Raw genomic sequence first — 7,995 nt, 5'->3', positions numbered from 1 at the left:
GACGGAGACGGAAGCGCGTCTTGCAGCGATCTGGCAAGAGGTGCTGGGTATCGAGCGAGTAAGCGTCACGGATGATTTCTTTGTGCTGGGCGGTCATTCCATAAAGGCGATGGAGCTCGTTTCAAGGGTGCGTAAGGAGTTTGCGAAGGATTTTACTTTGCGAATGATGTTCGAATCTCCAACAATCGAAGGGACAGGCCATCGGCTGTCTGAATTAACTAGCGAGCTGTATTCGATCATTCCAAAAGTCCAACAGCAGTCTTATTATCCATTATCTTCTGCTCAGACAAGATTGTTTGTTGCTTACGAGATGGACAGACTGAACACCGCCTACAATATGCCTGCCGTTATTGAACTGAAAGGAACATTAGATAGAGAGCGTGCGGAGCAGGCGGTGCTGGCCCTAATAGAACGGCATGAAGCACTTCGAACGACATTTGAGCCGATTGACGGAGAGATCGTGCAGAAGATTCATGCTACGGCTTCTTTTTCGATCGATCTTATTTCCATTAGCTCAGATGAGCAATTAACGACGATTATTCAAGAATGGGTGAGGCCATTTGATCTGAGTCATGCTCCATTAGTTCGAATTGCACTGGTTGATTGGATTGATGACCGGTATTTTATGTTATTCGATATGCATCATATCATTTCGGACGGAGTGTCCATGAACATCTTCATTCGAGAGTTTATAGCTTTATATAATGGACAAACGTTAAGTCCGTCTTCAATTCAATATAAAGATTACGCAGTGTGGCAAAAGGATCAATTGAAGAGCGGAAGGCTTGAACGTCAGGAAAAGTATTGGCTGAAAAACTTTTCTGAGGAGCCTTCTACATTCGAGTTTCCAACCGATTACCCGAGACCTGTATCGGAAAGTTACGAAGGGAATCGACTGAACTATGTGCTGGATAAAGGGATTACAGAAGGCCTGAAACAGATGGCACAGCTAACGGAGAGTACACTTTTTACAGTGTTGCTTGCCGCATATAAGGTTTGGCTTTCCAAATGGAGCGGACAACTGGATGTAGTATCTGGAATCGTAACGTCAGGTCGAAGCCGTCCGGAAACGGAAGATGTGATCGGGATGTTCGCTGTCACCTTGCCGCTGCGTAGTCGACTCAATCTGGATCTGAAGTTTACAGATTTTGTAGTGCAAGTGAAGGAGAATATGCTGGAAGCACTTTCGAATCAAGAGTATCCAATGGAAGAGCTGATTAGTAAAATCGGCACTCGCAAGGCTGCGGGGCGCAATCCTTTGTTCGATAATGTATTCTCTATGAACAATCTTCCTGTTTCTCGATTTGAATTAACCGGTTTGGAAGCAAAGCTGGGAAGTGTAGAGCAACGAATGTCCAAATTTGATCTCATGTTTGCAATGGCGGAAATACCGGAAGCATCGGTGGTGAATGCTGCTATCGAATATAAAACGGCTCTATTTTCCGAGTATACCGTTCGCAGCATGTGGTCAAGCTTTGAAGCTGTGTTGCTTCAAATAATCGAGTATCCAGAGTGTCAGCTTGGAGAACTCGTTCAAGCTGAAAGAAAAGCTGATCCTACTAATGTATTCGGTCAATTGACGGATTTGTTCTAAATTAGGCGTGGAGGATGAGATCCATGAACCGCAAAACCTATGAGAGTATCCAGGAGTTTACACCGATTTCTGCAGCATCGAGAAACTATTGGACTCAAAAATTGAATGGAGAGTGGATTGCCGGTAAAATCCCTGCTGTTAACAAACAGCAGGGTGCGTCAGGAAGAGACTGTCGTTTGTTCGAGCTTCCTCCTGAGCTAGCTTCTGCTTTCATAGAAAAAACACAATACTCCGATCATTGGTTGTTTATCATCCTCACTTCCGGCGTTCATTATTTGATTTCGCGATTTATCGGAAAGCAAGATATTACTATTGGCATACCTGTACTGGCTGCTTCTGATTCTATTAATGAACGTCTTGTACTGCGCTCCGTTGTTCGCGAGACAGATTTGATGAAAGACTATATTAATGAAATCAAACAAGCGATTGCCGAAGCGAATGAATATGCGGATTGTTCGATTGAATACCTGCGCCAAGTTCATAACCGTCCGTTATACCACGTTCTTGTGATGCTGGAGCCAATACACGGGCTGGAGTCAATCGAAAAGGATAATTGTGAACTGAAGTTCATGTTCTCGCACGTGGCAGACGGTAGAATTGTGCTGAAGGTAGATTACGACAACGTACTGTATGATGGTGATTACATCGACAATCTGTACAGATATCTTATTAATTACGTAAAAGCATTCATACATGATCCTAACGTACCAATTTCGGCCGTTGATTTACTGGATGAATCCGATAAACGTCTACTGCTATCCGACTTTAATATTAATGGAGAATCGGATAGCACGAGTCTAAACATGGATTTGGTAAGAACATTCGAACAAACGGTAAATGACTTTCCCGATCGTATTGCAATCATAGATCAACATATTCAATTAACCTACAAGCAACTGAACGAACGGGTCAATAAGCTGTCACGAATGATTAGGCAAGCCGGAGAGGACTCTATAATCGGCATTCATACCGAGCGATCTGTAGAGATGATCGTCGGGATTCTGGCTGTGTTAAAGTGCGGAGCGGCTTACTTGCCGCTCGACCCTGCATACCCTCAGGAACGATTGCAGCAAATGATAAATGATTCAGGGATTAAGCTTTTGCTGTCGGTACATCCAGAATTAGTAGAAGGGTTGAATTTTGCGGGTCGCATATTATTTATTGGTGAGGAATTGTATGGTCTCTTCGATTCGAGTAATTTAAATATTTCTATTGCTCCGGATGATGTGGCTTATGTAATGTACACTTCTGGCTCAACCGGTAAACCGAAAGGGATCAGAACAACGCATAAGAACATTTTACGTGTTGTATCAAATACGAATTATATTCAAATACGACCGGATGACGTTCTGTTGCAATTATCTAGCTACGCATTCGACGGCTCAACTTTTGAAATATTCGGTGCGCTGCTTAATGGAGCGTCATTGGTTATCGCAGAGAAAACGCAACTGTTGGATGCTGCACACATAGAGAGATTAATTACGAACTATCAAGTCAGCGTTGTGTTTTTTACAACTGCTCTATTTAATGCGATTGTCGAACTTAATGCTGATGTGCTTAGTACGGTCAGAAAAATACTTGTCGGCGGAGAACAAGCATCGGTTCGTCATATGCAGAAAATGGGCGCCTCTCTGCCTGCCGGTACGTTAGTGAATGTATACGGTCCAACGGAATGCACAGTATTTGCAACCTATTATGAAGTGACCCCTGACGTAATAAATATGGACAACATTCCGATTGGCAAGCCGCTTTCCCATACCCAACTGTATATTCTGGATTCCGCGCTGAATTTGCTTCCGCTGGGCGCGATTGGAGAATTGTGCATTGGGGGCGCCGGACTAGCGCAAGGGTATTTGAATCAACCAGATTTGACAGCCGAGAAATTCGTGACTAGTCCCTTCGTCCCGGGAGAGCGTATTTACCGAACGGGAGACTTTGCGCGCTGGTTGCCGGACGGCAATATCGAGTATATCGGCCGACGTGACAATATGGTGAAAATTAGGGGTCATAGAATAGAGCTTGAGGAAATCGAAAAGGTGCTCTCGTCTCATGATCTAGTTAGAGAAGCGGTAGTCATTGTACGGGAGGATGAGCCGGGAAACAAATATTTGTGCGCTTATGTAACGGGCGATGGAGAAAAGTCCGTTTCAATTTTGCGTGAATATATGGCGTCTGTCCTCCCAGATTATATGGTTCCAGCTTTTATTGTGGTCATACAGAGTCTTCCATTGACCCCTAATGGTAAGGTAGACCGCAATAGACTTCCGAAACCGCATTCCTATGCAGGGCGCAATCAGGAATATGTGGCTCCGCGGAACGAGATTGAGCAGCTCTTAGCCTCCTTATGGGAGGATGTGCTCCACATCGATAACGTGGGGATTCATGATAACTTCTTCGAGCTTGGCGGAGACTCAATCAAAGCGCTGCAAGTGTCTGCTAGACTTCATCAGCTTGGGCAACGGTTGGACATGAAGCATATGCTTCGTCAAGCTACGATAGCGAGTGTCACCGAGCATATTGAGCCATTGACTCGTCAAATTAACCAGGCGGCTGTTGAAGGGGAAGTATCGCTGACCCCAATCCAGTCATGGTTTTTCGAGCAGCAATTTACGGAAGCCCATTATTGGAATCAGGCCGTAATGCTTTATGGGAAGTGTGGATTCGATGAAGCGGTGCTGGAACAGGTGCTGCAGGAAATCGTTGTTCATCATGATGCTCTTAGAATGACCTTTGTCACAGATAAAACCGGAAGCGTAAGGCAGTATAACTCTGGCAGCAGCATCAGTAGACCGATTTTGGAGGTTGTATCTGTTCCTGTTTTAGATGAAGAGCAAACACACGTTTTTATTAAAGAGGAAGCGGAGAGAATACAACGAAGCTTGATACTGGAGCAGGGACCGTTAATTCGATCTGCACTCTTTCGGACAGACAGCGGGGATCACCTGTTAATCGTCATTCATCATCTCGTGGTAGATAGTGTATCATGGAGGATCCTTTTAGAAGATTTGGCATTTGGATATGGTCAAGCAATACAAGGGAATAGAGTGACATTGCCAGCCAAAACGGATTCATTTCAGAAATGGTCCGCACACTTAATGTCATATGTGAAGAGCGGTGCGATTCAGCAAGAAATAAATTATTGGGAGTCTATCGATAAGCTTCCAGTTTTGACTTTACCGAAAGATGGAGTTTCCAAACTGCGTACTCAGGCTCACACAGGTCGGGAGCAAATCCTTTTGTCCAAAGAGGAGACGGAGCAGCTGCTCAAATATGCTCATCGAGCTTACAATACTCAAATTAATGATTTGCTATTAACAGCATTGGTTCTTACGGTACGAGATTGGGTCGGCGACGGAAATGTACTTGTAGGACTGGAAAGCCATGGTCGGGAATCATTGGGAGAGGACATCGATATTTCCCGGACAGTCGGGTGGTTTACAAGTCTATATCCTGTCGTAATCAGCTTGTCAGATAGCAATGATCTGGGCCATCATATTCGGAATGTGAAGGAAACCCTTCGTCGTACACCTCATAACGGTATCGGTTACGGTTTAATCAAATACACGGGGATAAAGCCTCTTCAGCTTCGTCCTGAGTTGGTGTTCAACTATCTTGGTCAGTTCGACACGGATACTTCGACGGAATGGTTTGAGCCTTCTCCGTTCAGCACTGGGGCGAGCGTGAGTCCTCGTTCGGAGCAAGTAAATTCATTAGAGCTGGTCGGAATGGTTGCGCAGGGAAGGATGCAATTTCAAATCACGTATCTGAAGGACGAGTTTACAGAAGCTACGATGAACAGGTTTGCAGAACGTTTTGTTAACCTACTTCGAGACATTGCTGCTCATTGCATCTCAATGAAGACAACCGTGCGGACGCCTAGTGATGCTGGTAATTCATCGCTAATATCGCTTGCCGAGTGGGACAAGCTTTCCAATACCTTTGGGAGCGGACGCATCGTTCACTTTTATCCTCTCTCGCCAATGCAGGAAGGGATGCTGTTCCATAGCTTGAAAGACCGTCATTCAGGTATGTATATCACACAGCTGCGCGTAAAGCTTTTTGGGCAGCTGGATACAGAGGTGCTTGAATCCAGTTTTAATCGGCTCATCGACCGATACGATATTTTTCGAACGTCCTTCTGGCACGAGGGAGTTAGACAACCGCTGCAAGTCGTATTAGATCAACGCTTTATTCCGGTCCTCAGTGAAAATTTGATTGAGCTGGATCAAGTAAGCCGTGAAAGATACATAGAACAATATTGTGAGGAGCAGGTTACACGCGGGTTTGATTTGAGTAATGAGCCTTTGATGCGTGTTATTGTCTTCCAAATCGGCGAACAAGAATATGAAATGGTGTGGACGCATCATCACATTCTGATGGATGGCTGGTGCCTAGGCGTTGTTATTAGCGAGATGTTGGCTATATATTCATCTGAAAAGAATGGAACGACTATGACACTCAAACCTGCTCAGTCCTACAGTCGATTTATTGAATGGCTAGGGACGCGGGATGTACAGACAACGCGGGCATATTGGAAAGCTTATCTGGACGGGTATGAGCATGTGACGGTATTGCCAGGCACACAAGGCAAGAATACCGGCTATCGTCGGGCTGAAGAGGTTTTGACGCTAGATGAGGATATGACTCAACGATTGATGAATTTGGCAAGCAAGCATCAGGTAACGCTGAATACACTGCTTCTAACAACATGGGGCGTCTTGCTGCAAAAATATAATGATGCAGATGATGTTGTATTTGGCTCTGTCGTGTCCGGCCGTCCAAGTGAACTGGATGGAATTGAGACGATGGTAGGTTTGTTCATAAATACGGTGCCTGTGCGAATCCGTTCATCGAAAGTTCAAACCTTTGCTCAACTGCTTCAGCAAGTTCAGCGTGATCAATTGACTTCAAGCGGACACGAATACTTCCCTCTGCACGAAATTCAATCATTAACACCGCTGAAGGGCAAGCTGATTCAACAAATAATGGTGTTCGAAAACTATCCGGTAGAACATGGAGTCCAGCAGAGCGTACAAAATTTGGGTTTAGGCTTTGAAGTCGACAAATTAACGGTACAGGAGCAGACAAATTATCATTTTTATGTTTCGATTCAACCTGGAAGAAGCCTTAACATTTTTTTGAGATATAACGGTGAAATATATGATGCGGAAGACATTACCCGTATCGGTAAGCATTTTTGCGAGGTGCTCCATAATATTGCTCGTAATCCTGACCAATTAATATCGGAAATCGGGATTTTGACAGACGGGGAAAAGCATCAATTGTTGAATGTATTTAATGCGACAGAAGCTCCGTATACGAAGGAGAAGACGCTGCACCAGATGTTCGAGGAGCAGGTGGAACGTACACCGGATCGAATTGCGGTGGTCAGCGAAACGGAACAGGTTACGTATCGTGAACTGAATGCTCGGGCAAACCGGCTGGCGCGAAAGCTGCGGAAGCGGGGCGTTAAGGCGGACAATCGTGTTGGTCTGCTCGCAGAGCGGTCTGTGGAGATGATTGTAGGAATCTTTGGCATTCTGAAAGCAGGCGGAGCCTACGTGCCGATTGACCCGTCGTATCCGCAGGAGCGAATGGCTTACATGCTAAGCGACAGCGGAAGCCAGTGGCTGGTTGGGAACAGGCATCTGCTGGATAAAGTGAAGTTTGCCGGAGAGAAATTGGAGCTTAGGGAAGTATCGCTAGTCGGAGAAGAAGTTGGGAATCTGGAAGCGATTAACGACTCTCGCCATTTGGCGTATGTTATTTACACCTCAGGTTCAACGGGGCTGCCGAAAGGAGTCATGGTCGAGCATCGTTCGGTTATTAATCGGCTCGTGTGGGCGCAGGAACAATATCCGCTGCAAGCGGATGATGTAATTTTGCAGAAAACGTCATTCGGTTTTGACGTGTCGGTATGGGAATTGATGTGGTGGTCGCTGTACGGGGCGAGAGTGTGTCTGTTACCTGTTGGGGCAGAGAAGGACCCGGCAGCCATAATAGAGACGGTGCGGAAGCACAAGGTTACGATTATGCATTTTGTTCCATCGATGCTTCGGCTATTTGTGGCGTATACAGACAGTCAGGAGAAACTTGCATTACTGTCGAGCTTGCGAAAGATATTTGCAAGCGGAGAAGCGCTGCTTCCCGATCAAGTGAACGCCTTCCGGCACAGCCTTGGGGAGGTAAATGGAACTCAGCTGATTAACATGTACGGACCGACAGAGGCAACAGTTGAAGCCACCTATTACGAGTGCATGGAAAATGAGGATGTTCTTCTTGTGCCGATTGGTCGTCCTATTTCTAACGTTCGGTTATATATTGTCAATACCGATAACCAGTTACAGCCTGTGGGTGCACCTGGAGAAATATGTATAGGTGGAGATGGCGTGGCGCGGGGC

Annotated in this window: 2 protein-coding genes; both read left to right on the top strand. The window is 45.6% G+C overall.

Annotated elements, in window-relative coordinates:
• A partial coding sequence (locus PXY01_RS21670; RefSeq protein ID WP_246028057.1) for a condensation domain-containing protein occupies nt 1–1,594 on the top strand: 1,594 nt, incomplete at its 5' end.
• Nucleotides 1,595–1,617: 23 nt separating this feature from the next.
• The coding region (locus PXY01_RS21665; protein WP_164744545.1) for a non-ribosomal peptide synthetase at nt 1,618–7,995 on the top strand (6,378 nt) is incomplete at its 3' end.

Source organism: Paenibacillus xylaniclasticus (assembly GCF_004001065.1).
In the GTDB taxonomy this organism is placed as follows: Bacteria; Bacillota; Bacilli; order Paenibacillales; family Paenibacillaceae; genus Paenibacillus_T; species Paenibacillus_T xylaniclasticus.
Note: the sequence above shows the minus strand (reverse complement) of the source record. Positions and strands in the feature narration are given on the sequence as shown.